Origin of the sequence: Microbulbifer aggregans, from assembly GCF_001750105.1 — a bacterium.
In the GTDB taxonomy this organism is placed as follows: Bacteria; Pseudomonadota; Gammaproteobacteria; order Pseudomonadales; family Cellvibrionaceae; genus Microbulbifer; species Microbulbifer aggregans.
In genome coordinates this window covers 1,299,090-1,317,025 of record NZ_CP014143.1, presented here as the reverse complement: position 1 = coordinate 1,317,025, position 17,936 = coordinate 1,299,090, and the positions used below count along the sequence as shown (strand labels likewise).

Here is a 17,936-nt window from a genome sequence, read left to right as displayed (position 1 = left end):
TGCGTCATTCCGGCAGCATCGAGGGCGAGATGCTAACCCCACCCTCACAGTCTCGACCTGATCAGGCCAACGCCCGCTCTTCGCGACCATGCTCGGCTTCGGCGGAATCCCCCTCAAGCATCGGGAACTCGTCCTCACCCATATCCGGCAGCTCGACATCGTACAGATCACTGCTCTCTGCGCCGGTATCCTCACTCGGCAGTTTGAAGCCGGCGACGGATTCACGCAGTGCGTTAGCGGTTTCCGCCAGATTACCAATGGACTGTGCGGTAGCCTGAGTACCGGCAGAAGTCTGCGAGGTAATTTCCTGAATCACGTTCATCGTATTGGAAATGTGACCAGCAGAAGATGCCTGCTGGCGCGCCGCATTAGAGATGTTCTGAATCAAGGCGGCCAGGTTGGTGGATACGCCTTCAATCTCTTCCAGGGCAACACCCGCATCCTGCGCCAGGCGCGCACCGCGGACCACTTCGGTGGTGGTCTGCTCCATTGAGACCACGGCTTCGTTCGTATCCGACTGAATCGCTTTTACCAGGCCCTCGATCTGCTTGGTAGCAGCCGCAGAGCGTTCCGCAAGGCGCTGTACTTCGTCCGCAACCACCGCGAAGCCGCGGCCGGCGTCACCGGCCATGCTGGCCTGGATGGCGGCGTTCAAGGCCAGAATGTTGGTCTGGTCGGCAATGTCGTTAATCAGGCTTACGATATCGCCAATCTCCTGGGACGACTCACCCAGGCGCTTGATCCGCTTGGAGGTGTCCTGGATCTGCTCACGGATAGTATCCATGCCCTTGATGGTGTTCTGTACTACCTTGGCGCCGTTGCTCGCGATCTGTACCGAGCGCTCCGCAACCTGGGCAGATTCAGCGGCGTTCGCCGATACCTGGTCAATGGTCACGGCCATCTCGTTAACGGCTGCGGAAGCGCCGGCAATCTCCTGCGCCTGGTGCTCGGAGGCCTCAGCCAGGTGCAGAGCGGTCTGCTGGGTTTCCTGGGACAGGGTGGATACTTCCTGAGCCGCGTTGTTGATTCGCGATACCAGCACGCGCAGCTGGTCAATGGTGTAGTTGATGGAGTCCGCGATCGCGCCGGTAAAGGCCTCGGTCACCGTGGCGGAGGTGGTCAAGTCACCATCCGCGAGGTCCGCCAGCTCATCCAGCAGCTGCATAATGGCCTGCTGGTTGCGCTCGTTGGTCTCGGACTCTTCGCGCAGACTGCGGCGGGTACCGGAGAAGGCCGCAATCATCATGCCGAAGATCAGCAGGACGAACACCGCCGCAATGATTGCGATGGTCTGGTTATTTGGCTGGCGCTCACTGGACAGGCTCACGATGCGGTCGTTCAGTGTGCTGAGTGCTTCCAGCAATTCGGGGGACGCGGCAATGATACCGTCCGCGGCCTGGCGGGTAGCGAACAGGGCCGGGGTAGCTTCGAAGATTTCACGCACCGAGGAGCTTACGAATTCGAACAGCTCGGTAATCTCTTCCAGCGACTGACGGGCCTCTCCGTCGGTCACGCGGGAGATCCCCATCACCACATCACCGCTCTTCATGCCTTCAACCACTTTACCGAAGAGGCTGGCATCGGTATTGAACTGGTCGGCAGCATCTTCGGCGTCGTCGCCACCCTGAAGCATCTTGTCGATGTTCCGGCCGATTCGCTCGGCGCGCCACACCTGCAGCTGTGCCTGCTCAACCTGGTTGGCCGGAGCGTTGTTGGCCAGCAGGATCTCCACGATGTTGTTGTGCTCGGCCTGAAGCTCCGGCAGCGAGTCATTCAGCGTACTCGCCACGTCGTTCAGGAAGATGATCGAGTCTTTGTTGCCGATAATGGTGTCGGCCTGCTCACGCACCTGACGCCAGATCTGGTTGTAGTTTGCCAGTTCCGCCTGTAGCGCCTCACGCGTGCTCTCATCGGCCTGCTGCAGTTCGTTCCAGGTGGTGTTCATCTGCCGCACTACCTGCTCCAGCTCAGCAAAGGCCTGTTCGTCACCCGCGGTAGCCGCCGGTGCGTAGGACACGACCTGGTAGGAAAGTGCGCGGAGTTCCGCCACTTGCTGCAGGTAATCTTTATCTCGGTCACCCCGGGTCTGCACCAGGTAGATACTGACGATCAGTCCCGCCAGCGTGGCGAGTACCAGCAGACCCATAAACAACGCGGCAGGGTTACTGCGCAGCGCGGAGAAGGAACTCTGGGAGCCTGTTTTCATAGTTTACTCCTGGCGGACCTGTTGCTCAGGCCAATTCTTTTTGTCACCACTTTGTGTTTAACGCATTCGATGCAGAGAGCCTCAGTCGCCGCCTCTTGAGCTGCAGACATTTGACACCTGCTCTCCCTTGATAGAAACCCGGCGGGAGCAACCGGGAATGACGCCGTCAGTGAACTGCGACGTCCATAAACTGAAAATCATTGAGCAGCGCGGGAATATCAAAAACCAGCCAGCGGTCCTGCTGCAATTTGAACTGTCCGTTGACCATCGGTGCGAAGGGCTCCATCAGATCGCCCGGCGCGTGATCAGCATACTCGAGCGCGAGGTGCTGCATGCCGTGCAACTCATCGACGATCAGGCCGGCGTAGACCTTGCCGCGCTCGATCACGAGCACACGGCGTTGCTGGCGCGTCCCCCGCAGATGACCACCGAAGAAGGCCGCCAGGTCGAATAGCGGCAGCAGGCGACCCCGCACATTGGCGACGCCACGCACCCAGGGTTCCACACCCGGAATAAACGTGTGCTGGGGCACTTCGAGCAATTCCGCAACATCGTCCATTGGCGCAACGAACTTGTGCCCGAGAAGAGAAAAGCCAATACCACTCCAGTAGGGCTTAACCTCCTGGCGACCGGGCAGGCCCGCAGCCTGCGCCTTGGCACGGCTGGCCATTTCGACCAGCGCTAGATAGGGAGTCTTCTTTGACTGCACAGATAATGCGGCTGGCCTAGGCCAACACCTCCTCGATGGTTCCGAGCAGCTTTCCTTCGTCCACCGGCTTGGTCAGGTAGGCCCGCGCCCCCTGACGCATACCCCAGACGCGGTCGGTATCCTGGTCCTTGGTGGTCACGATGATGATCGGTATACCGTTGGTATTCCCATCCTTGCTCAACTGGCGGGTGGCCTGAAAGCCATTCAGCCCCGGCATGACGATATCCATCAGGATGACGTCCGGCCGCTGCTGGCGCGCCACATCTACACCATTCTCCCCGTTGGTCGCGGCGATCACTGCATGGCCGTTTTTTTCCAGGATGGTGGTGAGCTTGTGAGTTTCGGTAGGAGAGTCGTCGACAATGAGTACTCGTGCCATTGGTTCCCCGCAACATTGATGGCCCGCGACACCGTTGAGAGTGCGGCGGTTTGTGTTGTCGTTATCTGCAGGCCTGGATCCCCATCAACCAGGGCCAACTGCCCGCACTTTCTTCTTTTCTCTTTCTTCTTATCAAGCCGGCGAGCCCGAAAGTCATCGCCGGAGCGGCCCCGCGCATCCATTTGCGCTCAGGACCTGCGGACCCATTCTACGCCACAACTGGCAGACAGGTCCTTACCGCAACTGATACCGAAGCGATATCAGGCTGCGTGATGCGGCTTGGCGTGAGCCGAAATGGCCCCAAGCAACTCGCTTTTACTGAAAGGTTTGGTCAGATACTGATCACACCCAACAACTCGCCCCTTCGCCTTATCAAAAAGACCGTCCTTGCTCGACAACATCACGACAGGCGTGGAACGGAACTCGCTGTTGTTCTTGATCAGGGCACAGGTCTGATAGCCATCGAGTCGCGGCATCATGATATCCACAAAGATGATATCGGGGCGCGAGTCTGCGATTTTTGCCAGAGCATCAAAACCGTCCGTAGCAGTGACAACGGTACATCCGGCTTTTTGCAGCAGGGTTTCAGCGGTGCGGCGAATCGTCTTGCTATCGTCGATCACCATTACCGTCAGGCTTTCCCAGTTGAGCTCCATAGTGTTCTTGAATCCCCTGATTACTTATTTTCGGGCCCCGCGTCCGCAACTCTCGCGGACCCTATATTGTTTACCACGCTCGGGGTCTGGGCGCCTCGCCGACAGGATATCGCAAGCGACTGTCCACCAAGCGTACAGCGGACACCTTCGCCAAGGTCGCACAACAGTGGCAACTTTTATCACAGAACCCACGGTGAATCTACCTGCCAAGCGGGTGGCTTCCCGCAAGCGAGTTGCTTTCTCGCCAACGTAACCGCTTATGGGTGCGCCAAACGGTTGCGCCGCTGGCGGCCAACTCTTACCTTATCCGGACCCGGCTCTGCCGCCTGTCGATTTTTTAGCCTGCACGGAACCCACTATGAGCCATACCCTCGGCGTGGTGATGGACCCCATCGCCAATATCAGCTTCAAAAAAGACACAACGCTTGCCCTGCTGCAGGCGGCCCAGCGCGCCGGCTTCACCCTCTTTTATTTCGAGCAGTCGGACTTGTACCTCGACGGCGGCCGGGCGATGGGCATCGGCCGCCCGCTGCAGGTATTTGACGACCCGGAGTGCTGGTTCGCGCTCGGCGACTCCAACCCCATGCCGCTGGGGGAGCTGGACACCATGCTCATGCGCGTGGATCCCCCTTTCGACAACGAATACGTCTACTCCACCTATATCCTTGAAGCCGCAGAGCTCGAGGGAACGCTGGTGGTCAACAAACCCCAGTCCCTGCGGGACTGCAACGAGAAAATTTTTGCCACGCGCTTTCCGCAATGCTGCCCGCCACTGATTGTCAGCAAGGACATGGCGAGACTGCGCGCCTTCCACGCCAGCCACAAAGACGTGATCTTCAAGCCCCTGGATGGCATGGGCGGTAGCGGGGTCTTCCACTGCAAACCCGACGGCTCCAACCTGGGAGCAATCCTGGAGATGCTGACAGCCAATGGCCACAAGCAGATCATGGGCCAGCGGTATATTCCGGAGATCAAAGACGGCGACAAGCGCATCCTGGTCGTGGATGGCGAGGCCGTGCCCTACTGCCTGGCCCGGATTCCCGAAGCCGGGGAAACCCGGGGCAACCTGGCAGCGGGCGGTCGGGGCGAGGCACGCCCACTGAGCGACAAGGATCGCTGGATTGTCGAACAGGTAGCGCCCACCCTGAAAGAAAAGGGCCTGTTGTTCGTCGGCCTGGACGTCATCGGCGACTATCTGACGGAAATCAACGTCACCAGCCCCACCTGTGTGCGCGAAATCGATGCAGCTTACGGCACGGATATCGGAGGCCTGCTCATGAGCGCAATCACAGACCGGCTGAAGCAAAAAGGGTAAACTCGTGGTCTGATCCGCTGAGCGGACCTATCGCGGTAAAACCAGCAGTAACCAAAAACCAATAATGAATTCCACCGCCACCCCGAACCAGCTTCATGCTGCCCAGCACGATCGTTTCGTGTTTGCACTCTTTCTTGCTGGCGCTTTCCACGCACTGCTGATCTTCGGTGTGGCTTTTACTGCGCCCGAGGGACGCCAGGCACCGCCCACCCTGGAGGTCACCCTGGCGCAACACCATACCTCCGCAGCGCCGGAGGACGCCGACTACCTCGCCCAGCACAACCAGGAAGCCAGCGGCACGGCGGAAGATCCGCGCGAGCTCTCCAGCAACCGGCGCGCTGAAATCGCCGACACTGCGATCCGCGAGGTCAACCCCCTGCCGCAGCAGCAGGCCGCGCGCCCCGCGGAGCAGCGTCGCCAGCTGGTCACCACCATTGGTGACAGTCCCCAGCAGGCACCGGAACTGCCTGCAGAAGACAAACCCTCCGAAGAACAGGAAGGCAACGCGCCCAACGACCTGCCTCTCTCCAATCCGGAGATCGCCAGCCTGCAGGCGCGGCTGGACAAGATTCGCCAGACAATTGCCCAGCGCCCCCGCGTCCGGCGCCTCACCTCGGTCGCCACCCGGGCCTCAGCCGATGCCGAATACCTGCACGCGTGGCGCCAGAAAGTGGAAGCCGTCGGCAATGACAACTTCCCGCAAGAGGCCCTGCAACGCCAGATCACCGGCAGCCTGCGGATGATGGTTCGCCTGCTTCCCACCGGCGCCGTGGAAGAGGTGCGCATTCTGGAGTCCTCCGGCGAGAAGGTGCTGGACGATGCCGCCCAGCAGATCGTGCGCCTGTCGGCGCCGTTCGCACCGTTTCCGGCTGAGATCCGCAAGGAGGCCGACCGCCTCGAGATCATTCGTACCTGGCGCTTTGAAATGACCGGCTTTTCCACTGCCGCAGGCAGCGGTACGCCGCGCGGTTGAACTGCTCCGCCCATGTCCGCACTAGACTGAATCTATGCACAGCCAAAATATCGACAGCGACCTCACCCACAACAGCCTGCGCGGCCAGTTTCTGCTGGCCATGCCCGGCATGGAGGATTCGCGCTTCAAGCACACCATCGCCTTTGTGTGTGAACACAACCCGGAAGGCGCCATGGCAATCGTGGTCAATGTGCCCAGCAAGGTGCAGTGGCACGAGGTCTTCCGCCAGCTCTCTCTCGACGACCGCAGCCAGCGGGGCGAGGAGCCGGTGCTGCTGGGCGGTCCGCTATCCCCGGAGCAGGGCTTTGTGCTGCACGGCACCGGGATGAAGTTCGACTCCACCGTCGAGGTCAGTGAAGACATCAGCCTCACCGCCTCCAAGGATATTCTCGAATCACTCGCCGGCGGCCGCGGGCCGGATGATGTGCTGGTAGCACTCGGCTACGCTGGCTGGGAGGGCGGCCAGCTGGAGCAGGAACTGCTGGAGAACGCCTGGCTGACGCTGCCGGCGGAGCCCGAAATCCTGTTTGCCACCCCCACCGAGAAGCGCTGGCAAGCGGCTGCCGCTCGCCATGGCATCGACTTGGGCGGTATCGGCTCCCAGGCCGGGCACGCCTGACCGGCGTCGATAATCTCGTCGCGGCGCCTGTTTGCGAGTCACTCAACAGGCTCCACGACGACCGATAAACGCTCCACCTGACGTTATCCAGCATGAAACCGCTCACCGTCCTCGCCTTTGATTACGGTACCCGCTCTATCGGCACCGCCTACGGCCAGACCCTGACTGCCAGTGCCAGGGAACTGCCCCCGCTGCCAGCCAAGGACGGGCAGCCCGACTGGGCGCAGGTGCAGCGCCTCATCGACGAGTGGCAACCCAAGTTGCTGCTGGTCGGCTTGCCGCTGAACATGGACGGCACTGAGAGCGAACTCAGCCAGCGGGCGCGAAAGTTCGGTAACCGCCTTCATGGACGCACCGGGCTGCCGGTGGAATTCGCGGACGAGCGCCTCAGCACCCGCGCCGCCAAGGAGGAAGCTTTCGAGCGCGGGCACCGGGGTAACTACGCCCAGGATCCGGTGGACTCCATTGCGGCGCGCATCATCCTCGAGGACTGGTTGCGGGCCCGCACGGGCTGATCCCTGCTACCACAAGCGACCACACCGACTGGGTGTCTCTGTTAGAATTGCCGGCCATTTCCCAAGCGAACGATAGATCAGCATGCCCATCTCCCGAATCCGCATCGCCACCCGTGAGAGCGCCCTGGCACTCTGGCAGGCCGAATTTGTCCGCGCCGAGCTGGAGAGACACCACCCCGATCTCACCGTGGAACTCCTTCCCCTCACCAGCCGCGGCGACCAGCTACTGGACATCCCGCTGGCCAAGGTCGGCGGCAAGGGGCTTTTTGTGAAGGAACTGGAAAAGGCCATGCTGGATGGGCGCGCGGATATCGCCGTGCACTCGATGAAGGATGTGCCGATGGAGTTTCCCGAAGGACTGCACCTGCCGGTGATCTGTGAGCGCGAGGACCCGCGCGACGCCTTTGTGAGCAATCACTTCTCCGGTATCGATGCGCTACCGGAGGGCGCCGTCGTCGGGACCTCGAGCCTCCGTCGCCAGTGCCAGCTGCTGGCCCGGCGTCCGGACCTGGAAGTCAAATTCCTGCGCGGCAATGTGAACACCCGGCTCGCCAAACTGGACGCCGGTGAATTTGACGCCATTATTCTCGCTGCCGCCGGCCTGCTGCGGCTGGAAATGCGCGATCGCATCCGTGATTTCCTCGCCCCCGAGATCTTGCTGCCGGCCGGCGGTCAGGGCGCTGTCGGCATCGAGAGCCGCCGCGACCCGGAACTGGAAGCGCTGTTGCGCCCGCTCCACCACACCGAGACCAGTACCCGGCTGGTGGCCGAGCGCGCCCTGGTAAGGCGCCTCAACGGTAGCTGCCAGGTGCCGATCGGCGGCTTCGCCGTGCTGGAGGATGGAGAGCTCTGGTTGCGCGGCCTGGTGGGCAGCCCGGACGGTAAAGAGATGATCCGCGCCGAACGACGCGGCCCCGCCGCCGACGGCGAAGCGATGGGATTTGCCGTCGCCGACGAGCTGCTCGCCAACGGCGCGGACAAGATCCTGCAGTCGGTCTGAGTAACGTGGAGAAACCGCTGCAGGGCCGGCGCATTCTCGTCACCCGCCCCTCGGCACAGGCGGCCGGCTGGTGCCGCCGGCTGCACAGCGCCGGGGCTGAGGCGGACTGCATCCCGATGCTGGATATCGTGCCGATCACCGATGACAGTGGCTGCCAGGCCATCAAACAGCGGATTCTTGACTTCGATCAGATCGATCACGCCATCTTCGTCTCCCGCAACGCCGTTCGCTTCGGCTTTGAATGGCTGGACGCATACTGGCCGCAACTGCCCATGGGAACACGCTTTTATGCGATCGGCGCGGCCACTGCAGCCGCACTGGAAGAAGCGGGTGTCCAGTGCCAGAGCGGCGGTGAAAGCATGGACTCCGAGGCCCTGCTGGCACTGCCTGCACTGCAGGATCTCCGCGAGCAGAAGGCGCTGATTTTCCGCGGTCGCGGCGGCCGGCCTTTGATTGGCGAGACCCTGCGGGAGCGGGGCGCCCGGGTCGACTATTGCGAACTCTACGACCGCAGCCTGCCCGACACCGCCATTTCCCAACTGGCGGCATACCAACACCAGCCGGACGCCATCGCCGTCCATAGTGGCGAAACACTTCAAAACCTGGCCCATTGCATCGATGCTTGCAGCCGGGACGCCCTGCGCCGGGCACTGCTGGTCTGCCCCAGCGCCAGGGTTGCAGCCCAGGGCCGGGAACTGGGCTTTGCCCATGTGGTTGCCGCCACCAACGCCGGCGACGACGCCATGTTCGAGGCTCTCAGGCGCTCCCTGCAGGGCCAGTGAGCCACTTACTCCGCCCAATTCAGTAAATTTTTTTAAATGCGCGCCACACTTTGACTTTCATGTGTCGCAACTCGCTATAATTTGACGACATTTTCCACCTGTCTGCGGCCGCCATGACTGATAAGAAATCCGCCAAACCCGAGACAAATTCTGCGTCCAGCAAGGACGTGCCCACCGTGACGGAGAAAGCCGAACCCAAGAGCAACTTCGCCAAGGCGGAGCAGGATCGCGGACAGGGGGCGACCGGGAAAAACGCGAAGACTAAGCCGGAGACAAGCAAAGGGGGGCTGGGCTGGCTGTGGCTCCTGCTCGCCGCATTGATTGTCGGTGGTGGTGGGGCCTGGGCCTGGTTCAACTGGCCACAGGTTCAGCATGGCTTCGCCGAGCTGCGATCACGCCTGCCGGGTGCTGATCAGCCGGACACCAGTCGCGAGACAGGGGCACAAACGACACCTTCCGCAACCACTGCGCAGCAGGAGTCGCCCGCCCCACAACCCGAACCGAGTACCGAGCCTGCGCGAACCTCTCCCACCCCACCCGTTCAGGGGCAAGTTCCTGCCACACAACAACCGGGTAGCGTGACCTCCGCCCGTCAGGAGCAGGTCGAGCAGGCAGCGGCAGCCCTGGCACAGGAAGTGGAGCGCCAGGACCAGGTGATCGCACAGCTGCAGCAGCAGATTGCCCGCATGCAGCGAGCCCTGAACGCTCAGGCGAGCCGCCTCGGCGAACTGGGCAATGTCAGCCGCCAGGACTGGCAACTCGCAGAGGCGGACTATCTTCTCCGCCTGGCCAACCAGCGATTGCTGCTGGAGCGGGACAGCCGCGCCGCACTCGGCCTGCTCGAGGAGGTGGACAACATCCTGCGACGGGTAGACCTGCCCGATCTCTATGCGGTGCGGCAGCAGCTGGCGCGCGATATTACCGAGCTCAAGCTGGTAGAGAATATCGACCGCGAGGGCATCTTCCTGCGCCTGCGGGCCCTCGAGGAACAGCTGCTGCGCACCGATATCCAGCCCGAGTTCGACCTGGCGACCCGCGACACGTCTGAGCTGATCCCAGAAGGCGAAAGCAGCGAACAGGGTCCGATGACTCGCAGCTGGGACAACTTCGTGAAATTCATGCAGGATTCCGTGCGCATCCGCGATGGCAGTATCGACCCGGTGCTGCTCTCGCCACAGAGTGAAGCCCGTTTCCGCCAGAGCCTGCGCCTCAATATGGAGCAGGCTGAGCTGGCGCTGTTGCGGGAGAACGGCACTGTGTTCCGCGATTCACTCCAGCGCGCGCGCAAGCTACTGCTCGACTACGGCATCCCCAACCACCAGCGCGAAGTACTGGCAGCGGAACTCGAGGAACTTTCGGAACTGGATATCGAAGTCGAGTTGCCCAGCCTCGCTGGATCCCAGAGCGCCCTGCACAATTACATCGAGCGGTTGCACAAGACGGAGGGTGTAGAGCCGGGTGAAGGAGGAGGGGAAACTCAATGAAGCGTTTTCTATTTTCAGGCCTCGCGTTTCTCCTGTTCGGTGCCTTTCTCGCCGAAATGATCCGCAGCTATCCCGGCTACCTGCTGCTGGCAGTCGGGGGCAAGCGGATTGAAATGAACCTCTGGGTAGCCATCGGAGCCCTCGCCCTGGGTTTACTGCTGCTCTTTCTCACCTTCTGGCTCCTGCGCAGCCTGCTGCGTGGCGTAGAGGGCGGCGTCAGCCGTATCCGCTTCGGCCGCACACGGGTTGCCCGCCGCCGGCTGACCAATGGGCTGGTGGAATTTATGGAGGGCAACTGGGCTCGCGCCCGCCGCCAGCTGTTGAAGAGTGCCCCGCGCTCCGATGCACCGCTGATCAACTATCTGGCCGCCGCCCGCAGCGCCTATGAACTCGGTTACCGGGATGAGGCCAACGAACTGCTGGCCAAGGCGGAAGCCAGCGGGGACGACACCCGTCTGGCGGTAGCCCTTAGCCAGGCGCGGATGCAGTTACTCGACAAGCACTACGAGCAGTGCATCGCCTCGCTGGAGCGTGCCAAGCAGGTAGAGCCCAGGCATCCCGCCGTCTTGCAGCTGCTGAAAGAGGCCTACTACCGTCTCGGTGACTGGAACCGTCTGCGTGACCTGCTACCGGAGCTTGAGAAGCACGCCAATATGCCCGACGACGAGATGGAACAACTGGAACTCGAGGTCTACCAGCACCAGTTGCGCGATGCAGCGAGCCGCCGGGATCCGGAGAAACTCGGCGAGACCTGGCAGAGCCTCAGCGGACGCTGGCAGCGCAATATGGCATTGCGCAGCCTCTACGCGGAATTACTCCACGATATCGGGCGCGATGAGGAGGCGGAAAAGCACCTGCGCTGGGTACTGAACCGCGAGTGGCGCCCCGAGCTGGCCCGCCTGTATGGCTGCCTGACCGGGGCCGACACCACCGAGCAACTCACGGTCGCCGAGGGATGGATGAAGGAATACGGCGAAAACGGCGACCTGCTGACCTGCATCGGACGCCTGTGCCTGCGCAACGAACTCTGGGGCAAGGCGCGGCAGACGTTTGAGAAAAGCCTGCTCCTGCGCTCGGACCCGGCCACGACTGCCGAGCTGGCTCGACTGCTTTATGCCCTTGGGGAAAAGGAAGAGGCAGCAGAACTCTACAAAGAGGGGCTGATGCAGGCCGTAGCCGACCTGCCCGAGCTACCCCTGCCGGGAGACGGCAAACCAGCGCTTGAAGCCTATAGCTGACAGGCGGGTTAACACGAGTTAACCGCCTACCCCTCCAGAGCGGCCCGCCACGCCGGGCCCACCACCTGACTTAACTGTCATTCCCCGGAAAAACTTGCCGATCTTCGCCTACTGCCAGCGGAATAGCACAGCGTTGTTGCGCGCTTTTCTGGATTGCAGTAAAAACTTTTGAAAACCCATTTCAGAACACCGGCATGTACCACAACACTATCGCGATGGGCGACCCGCTCTGCCACCGCTCAAGCGATTACCACCTCAGTGAATGGTTCAACAATTAACCCCCGCTATCACGATTGGGTAGCGGGCGGCCGATCAATTCCAGTTCAGCCTGCCTGATTTCTCCGCAGATCAACGATTCCAAGGCAGGTTTCTGTGTTGCAGTTTTGTCTCTTTTATTGTTCGAATTTTACATCCTTCGCCGCGATACCCCGTGGCACAACTCTTGCTACGCAATACAACTGCTGCAGCACACCACAGCGTGTCTCGGCCATACCCGGCAGACGATGGAGCTGTTTTACCCGGGACATAATTTCCCGCACATAAATACAACAACGATTAACGATTAAAGAAAGCAACGAGAAGTCAAAGGTACCCTTATGACAAAGCACAATAAAAAGCTCATCGCACTCGCGATCGCAGCCGCGCACACAGTGCCATTTGCCGTACAGGCTCAGGAAGGTGGACAGCAATCCCAGGCGCTGGAAGAAGTCGTGGTAACAGCCAGCCGCCGCTCCGAATCTATCCAGGAGATCCCCTACAACATCACCGCAGTCACCGGTGAGGCCATCCAGAATATCGGTGCCGACGACCTGAGCAAGATGTCCCAGTTCATCCCGGGCATGCAGATGATTGACTCCGGTGCCCGCAGTACCGGACTGGTCACCCTGCGGGGTATGAACGTAGGCGGCCTGCAGGCCGCTGAAAACCAGGGCGGTAGCGATATTATCTCCCGCTATGTCAACGACACACCGCTGCTGATCGACTTCAAGCTGGTCGATGTCGATCGGGTGGAGGTACTGCGCGGCCCGCAGGGCACTCTCTATGGCCGAGGTGCCATGGGTGGAACCCTGCGCTATATCCTCAACAAGCCGACCACCGATGCTGTCGAAGGCTCCGTATCCACCGAGCTGTACCAGAACAGCGAGAGCGACGGCCTCTCCAGCGACGTGACCGGTATCTTCAACCTCCCCCTGTCTGAAACTCTGGCCCTGCGCGTCTCCGCAAACCGGATCGACGATGCTGGCTTTGTCGACTACGTGAATGTGCTGACAGAGCCTGGCGTGAGCAATGATAGCCGGGTCGTGAAGGACGCGAATACCGAAGAGACCACCTCTGTTCGCGCAGCACTGCGCTGGGAGCCAACCGAGGACTTCCACGCGCAAGTCAGCTACTACCTGCAGGACCAGCAGGCTGGTGGCCGCCAGGCCGTGAACCTCGCCTACACCGGTGACAAGTACAGCTCGCCGCTGCGCTATCAGGAAGTCCGGGACAACCGTGACGACCTGTTCAATATTGAGCTGGGCTGGAATACCGAGGCCGTCGAGATTTTCTCCACCACCTCGCTGGCACAATACGAAGGTGAGGGTAACCGCGACCAGACCGATCTGCTGTGTGTGGACATCTGGCCGGGTTACTGTGACTTCCCGGAGTTCTCTTCCTTCACACTGGAACAGGATGAAGAGGAAGCCTTCGTTCACGAAACCCGCTTCCTGTCCACCGACGCCAACTCCCCTGACTGGCTGGACTGGATCGCCGGCGTTTACTACGAGGAGAACGAGGGCACCGGTAACTCCCGCGAGTTTACCCCGGGTTACCAGGACTGGGCCGGTATCGATACCGGTTACGGTGAGCTGGAGTACTGGGCCTACAGCGGCAGCACTTTTGAAGAGCGCGCGCTGTTCGGCGAAACCACCTTCCACCCCAGCGAGCAACTGCAAGTCACTGTCGGCGCCCGCTATTTCGAGCAAAGTGAAGATATCGCCTACGACTGCACCCTGCTGCCGGTCTACTGGTACTGGACCCGTGACACCGTCGAACCCGAGTGCGATTCCGGTAAGTCAGAGATCGACGATACCGTGTTCAAGCTGAATGCGGCCTACAACTTCACCAGTGATGTCATGGTCTATGCCACGGCCGCCGAGGGCTTCCGTCGCGGTGGTACCAACATCGGTCCCCAGCTGCTCGATAGCGAGAAGGCGTTTACCTCTGACTCGGCAGTGAATTACGAACTTGGCTGGCATACCACCCTGGCCGACGGTCGGGTGATCTTCAACGGGGCCATTTTCCGCATCGACTGGAAAGACCTCCAGGTGCCAGCCAAGTCTGAATTGCAGGCCATCAACATCACCGGTAACGCCCGCAAAGGCCAGATCAACGGTATCGAACTGGCAACCCAGGCTGCGGTCACCGACAACCTCGGCATCAATGCCTGGGTGACCTACTACGACCACGGCCTGAAGGGCGATGCACCGGAAATCGGCGGCTTCGATGGCGATGCCTTCCCGGGCGTGCCCAACCTGCAGGCCAACCTGGCTCTGGACTATGCCGTTGAGGTCCCCACCGGTGAGCTGACCCTGCGCGGCAATGCTTACTACAAGGACGAGATCCAGACCCGACTGAACAGCCTCGGCAGCTTCAACGACAACGAGCTGCTGGACAGCTACACCCTGTTCAACCTGTCCGCGGACTACCGTCTCGATCAGTGGCGCGCCTCACTGTTCGCCGATAACGTCACCAACGAGTACTACTATGTTGGCGGTCGTAGCGCCCGCCGTTACGGCGAACGCGGACAGTTCCATTATGTCGGACTGCCCCGCACCATTGGTGCCAGCCTGTCCTACGAGTTCTGATCCGACTTCTCTCACAGGATCGTTAGGCGGGGCCATGCCCCGCCTTTTTTATTTCAGCACGTATAATGCAGTCTCTATTGATGAGAGGCGAAGTATCCGGTCGTCATTTGCGGAGGTTGTTATGAGCCCGGTGGATATTAGCGGGAAGCTTAGTGAAGTACGCAGTGCCGTTGCCCGCAAAGACTGGCGAACTGCAACGGCGCTCTGCATCGATATTCTGAAGCGCGACCCCAGGCAGGCCGATGCCCATCTCGTCCTGGGTCTAGCAGCCGCGGAGGGCGGTAAGATTGATATGGCACTGCGCGCCTTCGATACCGTGCTGAAAATCGACCCCGCGCGCTTCGATGCCCGTGTTCAGAAAGCCCGCTGCCTGGTTCAGGCCGGGCGACACGCCGATGCCGAGCGTGAAGCGGATCGCTGTACCGAGCCCGCGCGCGATAACGCCAAAATTCTGGATGTGCTCGCAACCGTTTATAGTCATATCGGCAAGCAGGAGAAAGCCGAACCGCTGATCAGCCGTGCCGCAAGCCTGGCACCAGACGATATTGCCATCCTCTCCAATGCCGCAGCCATTCAACTTTTTGTCGGCCGGAAACAGGAAGCGGTGGACAACCTGCAGCGAGTTCTGGAGCAGAATCCTGATCACGGTCGCAGTCACTGGCAACTTTCCAGGGCGCGCCGGGCCGAGTGCTCTGAACACTGCACCGTGATGGAATCGCTACTCAAGACAGAGAATGAGGATGCCGGGCAAAAAGTTTACCTGCACTACGCCCTGGCGAAAGAGTACGAGGATCTCGAGTGCTGGGAGGCGGCGTGGACGCACTGCGCACAGGCCGCAAGCCTGCAACGAAAGCGTATTCAGTATGACTTCCGTGATGACCGCACCCTGTTCGATACACTGTGCCGGCGGTTTGATCAGCGCTGGTTCACCGAAACCCCGCCAGCCGAGAATACCGCGGACGCTAACCCCGTGTTTATCCTCGGCCTGCCCAGGTCGGGTAGCACCCTGGTGGAGCGGATCGTTTCCAGTCACAGTCGCGTCCAGTCCCTCGGTGAACTGGCCCAGTGGCCACTGGCGGTAAAGCGCCTGAGCAGCATCCGCCAGCCCGGACTGTTCCGGGCCGATATCGCCGCCCAGGCGGTAACGATGGATTTGCAACGGGCGGCCGACCTGTATCGACAGGATACCGCCTACCTGAGAGGCTCCGCGCCACTGTTCACCGATAAACTGCCCAGCAACTTTCTCTATCTACCTTTATTGGCCAAGGCTTTTCCTCAGGCGCGACTGATCCATGTATATCGCAACCCCATGGACAGCTGCTTTGCCATGTTCAAGCAACTGTTCGCCGATGCCTATCCCTTTTCCTACAGTCTGGAAGAACTGGCTGACTACTACATCGGCTATCGCGAGTTGATGGATCACTGGCGCAACCTGCTGGGTGATCGCCTGATCGAGGTCAACTACGATCAACTGGTACAGGATCAGGAGCAGCAGACCCGGGCATTGCTGGATCAGCTCGAACTCCCGTTCGAGACGGCCTGCCTCGAATTCCATCGCAGTGCAGGCGCAGCAGCGACCGCCAGCGCAACGCAGGTGCGCCAGCCAATACACCAGCGGTCCATGGGCCGCTGGCGTCAGTTTGCATCCCATCTGCAACCCCTGCGACAGCGGCTTGAGGCTGCCGGCGTGTCGGCTGAGTAATTGCCTGCCAATTCCCTCCTGCCGCCATTCAGACGCCGGTGGCTGCGTTAGGCTAGGGTTGTACGCAGCGCACCCTGTGCCGCCCTGATCCACATTTGGTGCGGTGGCGTATGCTCAACTGCAACTCCGCTTGGAACCCAATCGTCATGCAGACTACTCACCTGATCGCTACCAGGCGCCTGCTTTTAATACTGTGCGCGCTTTTTCTTGTCGCCTGCAGCTCTGCCGGCATTGAGCACTATCAGGACAAGCAGCCCCGGATGGTGCCGGAGGAATTCTTTCGCGGCCCACTGACCGCCCACGGTGTACTCAAAGATCGCAATGGCACGGTCACCCGGCGCTTCAACGCGGACCTGCAGGGAAGCTGGAATGGCGGCGTCGGCCTGCTCGCCGAGCGCTTTCTGTTTGATGACGGAGAAGTGCAATTCCGAAACTGGCAGCTCATCCCCACTGCAAGCGATACGCCCGGCGTGCGGACCTATATCGGCCGTGCCGAGGATGTGGTGGGGGATGCTGAGGTGGAGGTCAGCGGCAACGCCATGTTTATCCGCTATGTGCTCGAAGTCCCCTACAAAGGCGACACCATCGAGATCAATGTGGATGACCGCATGTACCTGATATCCGATCGGGTACTGATCAATGAATCGAAACTGAGCAAACTCGGTATTCCCGTGGGCGAGATTGTACTGACGATCATCCGGGGAGAGGGAAAACAATTATCTCGCAATGCCAAGTGAGAGCCTCCTTTTCAGGCCCCTCAACACCTACCCTTCCCCGAGTGCATGCAGGAACAGTGCAATCACCAGCCCCAGGGCAGCCGCCACACCAGACCAGTAGTTGTCTTTGCTGAAGGCTTTGGGGAAAACTTCGATCGCCAGGGACGCCACTACCGCACCACCCGCAAAACAGCGGATATAGGCAAGAATAGCGTCGTCGATATCGGCCAGCAGCCAATGTCCGGCCAGTGCAGCCAGGGATAGCAACAGGGCGGCCGCCGTCCACAGCAGCAGTACAGTGCGTCGACTGAGCTTGCCTTCCCGCATCTCCCTGGCACCGCCAGCTGCTTCCGGAAGGTTTGAGAGGAAGATCGAGCACGATAGAGCCGCCACCGTCATCGGTGCAGTTCCAATCAGCGAGACACCCAGCGCGAGATTTTCCGGAACGCCGTCGAGGGTAATGGCCATCAGCAGTCCCGCGCCCTGCCCTGCCGCGCACTTCTCCTTAACCAGGTAATCCAGCAAAGCAAAGCTCACAGCCCCCGCCAGGACAGACACCAGGACCCAGCCCACACGCCCATCCTCCATGGAGGGATAGATGAGCTCCAGTACCGCTGAAATGAGCAGCGCGCCGCCTGCCAGGGCGACCAGAAACCCCTCGGTGGAATCCGAGATTCTGCCCCAGAGTCCCCAGAGGGCGCCAATAAGAAGCGCTCCAGAGACGATGAGAATGACGATGATCGTCACCAATGCAGCGCTCCAGCAGGGATTACGGGAAAGTAAAGATTAGCCG

16 protein-coding genes are annotated in these 17,936 nt (G+C 60.8%); 11 read left to right on the top strand and 5 right to left on the bottom strand.

Annotation, left to right across the window (positions count from 1 at the left end):
* Window positions 1-61 precede the first annotated feature (61 nt).
* The 4 genes from AUP74_RS05705 to pilG all read right to left on the bottom strand — a co-directional run bounded on the left by AUP74_RS05705 (window position 62) and on the right by pilG (window position 3,950).
* Window positions 62-2,206 carry a methyl-accepting chemotaxis protein gene (locus AUP74_RS05705; protein WP_069946733.1) on the bottom strand — a complete coding sequence of 715 codons (2,145 nt, stop codon included), beginning with the start codon at window positions 2,204-2,206 and terminating at the stop codon, window positions 62-64.
* 166 nt (window positions 2,207-2,372) lie between these two features.
* Window positions 2,373-2,915 carry a chemotaxis protein CheW gene (locus AUP74_RS05700; RefSeq protein WP_226999904.1) on the bottom strand — a complete coding sequence of 181 codons (543 nt, stop codon included), beginning with the start codon at window positions 2,913-2,915 and terminating at the stop codon, window positions 2,373-2,375.
* Window positions 2,916-2,931: 16 nt separating this feature from the next.
* Window positions 2,932-3,294, bottom strand: a complete 363-nt coding sequence (pilH, locus tag AUP74_RS05695) for a twitching motility response regulator PilH (RefSeq protein ID WP_067084387.1) — start codon at window positions 3,292-3,294, stop codon at window positions 2,932-2,934.
* Between the two features lie 260 nt (window positions 3,295-3,554).
* Window positions 3,555-3,950, bottom strand: coding sequence for a twitching motility response regulator PilG (pilG, locus tag AUP74_RS05690; protein WP_067084389.1), 396 nt, complete (start codon window positions 3,948-3,950; stop codon window positions 3,555-3,557).
* A 358-nt stretch (window positions 3,951-4,308) separates the two neighbouring features.
* Here pilG and gshB point away from each other — a divergent pair, with 358 nt between their 5' ends.
* From gshB to AUP74_RS05635, 11 genes are all read left to right on the top strand, one after another.
* Window positions 4,309-5,265, top strand: coding sequence for a glutathione synthase (gene gshB / locus AUP74_RS05685; RefSeq protein ID WP_069946731.1), 957 nt, complete (start codon window positions 4,309-4,311; stop codon window positions 5,263-5,265).
* Window positions 5,266-5,329: 64 nt separating this feature from the next.
* Window positions 5,330-6,238: an energy transducer TonB gene (locus AUP74_RS05680; protein ID WP_069946730.1), complete on the top strand. Its 909-nt coding sequence runs from the start codon at window positions 5,330-5,332 to the stop codon at window positions 6,236-6,238.
* Between the two features lie 34 nt (window positions 6,239-6,272).
* Window positions 6,273-6,857 (top strand): YqgE/AlgH family protein, encoded by a 585-nt coding sequence (locus AUP74_RS05675; RefSeq protein WP_069946729.1) that lies wholly within the window; start codon window positions 6,273-6,275, stop codon window positions 6,855-6,857.
* 92 nt (window positions 6,858-6,949) lie between these two features.
* Window positions 6,950-7,372, top strand: a complete 423-nt coding sequence (gene ruvX, locus AUP74_RS05670; protein ID WP_069946728.1) for a Holliday junction resolvase RuvX — start codon at window positions 6,950-6,952, stop codon at window positions 7,370-7,372.
* 82 nt (window positions 7,373-7,454) lie between these two features.
* Window positions 7,455-8,372 (top strand): hydroxymethylbilane synthase, encoded by a 918-nt coding sequence (gene hemC, locus AUP74_RS05665; RefSeq protein WP_069946727.1) that lies wholly within the window; start codon window positions 7,455-7,457, stop codon window positions 8,370-8,372.
* Between the two features lie 5 nt (window positions 8,373-8,377).
* Window positions 8,378-9,154 (top strand): uroporphyrinogen-III synthase, encoded by a 777-nt coding sequence (locus tag AUP74_RS05660; RefSeq protein WP_083260845.1) that lies wholly within the window; start codon window positions 8,378-8,380, stop codon window positions 9,152-9,154.
* 113 nt (window positions 9,155-9,267) lie between these two features.
* The gene (locus AUP74_RS05655; RefSeq protein ID WP_069946726.1) at window positions 9,268-10,638 is read left to right on the top strand and encodes a uroporphyrinogen-III C-methyltransferase; all 1,371 of its coding nucleotides are present in this window, start codon (window positions 9,268-9,270) and stop codon (window positions 10,636-10,638) included.
* The gene (locus tag AUP74_RS05650) at window positions 10,635-11,876 is read left to right on the top strand and encodes a heme biosynthesis HemY N-terminal domain-containing protein (RefSeq protein ID WP_069946725.1); all 1,242 of its coding nucleotides are present in this window, start codon (window positions 10,635-10,637) and stop codon (window positions 11,874-11,876) included. The genes AUP74_RS05655 and AUP74_RS05650 overlap by 4 nt, the downstream gene beginning before the upstream one ends.
* A gap of 596 nt (window positions 11,877-12,472) precedes the next feature.
* Complete coding sequence (locus AUP74_RS05645) at window positions 12,473-14,725, top strand: TonB-dependent receptor (RefSeq protein WP_069946724.1); 2,253 nt, start codon at window positions 12,473-12,475, stop codon at window positions 14,723-14,725.
* Between the two features lie 121 nt (window positions 14,726-14,846).
* Window positions 14,847-16,427 carry a tetratricopeptide repeat-containing sulfotransferase family protein gene (locus AUP74_RS05640; protein WP_069946723.1) on the top strand — a complete coding sequence of 527 codons (1,581 nt, stop codon included), beginning with the start codon at window positions 14,847-14,849 and terminating at the stop codon, window positions 16,425-16,427.
* 146 nt (window positions 16,428-16,573) lie between these two features.
* On the top strand, window positions 16,574-17,164 hold the full coding sequence (locus AUP74_RS05635) for a DUF3833 domain-containing protein (RefSeq protein ID WP_069946722.1): 591 nt from the start codon (window positions 16,574-16,576) through the stop codon (window positions 17,162-17,164).
* Between the two features lie 27 nt (window positions 17,165-17,191).
* Here AUP74_RS05635 and AUP74_RS05630 read toward each other — a convergent pair whose 3' ends face one another.
* The gene (locus tag AUP74_RS05630; protein WP_226999903.1) at window positions 17,192-17,890 is read right to left on the bottom strand and encodes a ZIP family metal transporter; all 699 of its coding nucleotides are present in this window, start codon (window positions 17,888-17,890) and stop codon (window positions 17,192-17,194) included.
* Between the last annotated feature and the right edge of the window lie 46 nt (window positions 17,891-17,936).

What these genes read in the sequence shown, in the direction of transcription:
- AUP74_RS05705 (WP_069946733.1), bottom strand. Translation starts at nt 2,206, where the DNA reads ATGAAAACAGGCTCCCAGAGTTCCTTCTCCGCGCTGCGCAGTAACCCT.
- pilH (WP_067084387.1), bottom strand. Translation starts at nt 3,294, where the DNA reads ATGGCACGAGTACTCATTGTCGACGACTCTCCTACCGAAACTCACAAG.
- AUP74_RS05655 (WP_069946726.1), top strand. Translation starts at nt 9,268, where the DNA reads ATGACTGATAAGAAATCCGCCAAACCCGAGACAAATTCTGCGTCCAGC.
- ruvX (WP_069946728.1), top strand. Translation starts at nt 6,950, where the DNA reads ATGAAACCGCTCACCGTCCTCGCCTTTGATTACGGTACCCGCTCTATC.
- AUP74_RS05635 (WP_069946722.1), top strand. Translation starts at nt 16,574, where the DNA reads ATGCAGACTACTCACCTGATCGCTACCAGGCGCCTGCTTTTAATACTG.
- AUP74_RS05650 (WP_069946725.1), top strand. Translation starts at nt 10,635, where the DNA reads ATGAAGCGTTTTCTATTTTCAGGCCTCGCGTTTCTCCTGTTCGGTGCC.
- AUP74_RS05675 (WP_069946729.1), top strand. Translation starts at nt 6,273, where the DNA reads ATGCACAGCCAAAATATCGACAGCGACCTCACCCACAACAGCCTGCGC.
- AUP74_RS05645 (WP_069946724.1), top strand. Translation starts at nt 12,473, where the DNA reads ATGACAAAGCACAATAAAAAGCTCATCGCACTCGCGATCGCAGCCGCG.
- hemC (WP_069946727.1), top strand. Translation starts at nt 7,455, where the DNA reads ATGCCCATCTCCCGAATCCGCATCGCCACCCGTGAGAGCGCCCTGGCA.
- pilG (WP_067084389.1), bottom strand. Translation starts at nt 3,950, where the DNA reads ATGGAGCTCAACTGGGAAAGCCTGACGGTAATGGTGATCGACGATAGC.
- AUP74_RS05680 (WP_069946730.1), top strand. Translation starts at nt 5,330, where the DNA reads ATGAATTCCACCGCCACCCCGAACCAGCTTCATGCTGCCCAGCACGAT.
- gshB (WP_069946731.1), top strand. Translation starts at nt 4,309, where the DNA reads ATGAGCCATACCCTCGGCGTGGTGATGGACCCCATCGCCAATATCAGC.
- AUP74_RS05640 (WP_069946723.1), top strand. Translation starts at nt 14,847, where the DNA reads ATGAGCCCGGTGGATATTAGCGGGAAGCTTAGTGAAGTACGCAGTGCC.